Here is a 513-nt window from a genome sequence, read left to right as displayed (position 1 = left end):
TTTTGTCTTCAAAAAAGATAACCGGGTCCTGATCCTCAATCGCAGCGAGCAATAAGCCTTTCGCATCGTACGGGGTCGACGGCACAATCACTTTCAAGCCGGGAATACTTGTAAATAGGGCATACAAGCTTTGCGAATGCTGGGCGGCTGCCCTAAAGCCGGCGCCGTGGGTCGTCCGGATCGTAATCGGAACTTCCGCTTTTCCGCCAAACATGTAGCGGAACTTCGCTCCCTGGTTCAGCACCTGGTCCAAACACGTGCCGATAAAATCGTTAAACATCAATTCCGCGATCGGCCTTAAACCTGTTGAAGCCGCCGCCATGGCTGCGCCGATGTACCCCGCTTCACTAATCGGCGTATCAAGGACGCGCTCCCGTCCAAATTCCTGAACAATCCCTTTCGTGACGCCAAGCACACCGCCCCATGCTTCATCATCCTGCAGATGATCGACATTCGCTCCTCCTGCGACATCTTCCCCCATTAAAATGACGTGATCGTCCTTTCTCATCGCAA

Annotated in this window: 1 protein-coding gene; it reads right to left on the bottom strand. The window is 53.2% G+C overall.

Annotated features, from left to right (window positions below; genetic code table 11):
- Positions 1-513: alpha-ketoacid dehydrogenase subunit beta (locus ACWHAR_RS32200; RefSeq protein WP_452089064.1), on the bottom strand; the 513-nt coding region annotated here is incomplete at both ends.

This window comes from Bacillus sp. LR--39 (genome assembly GCF_053613335.1).
The sequence above is the reverse complement of the archived record's forward strand: the minus strand, read 5'-3'. Positions and strand labels throughout refer to the sequence as shown.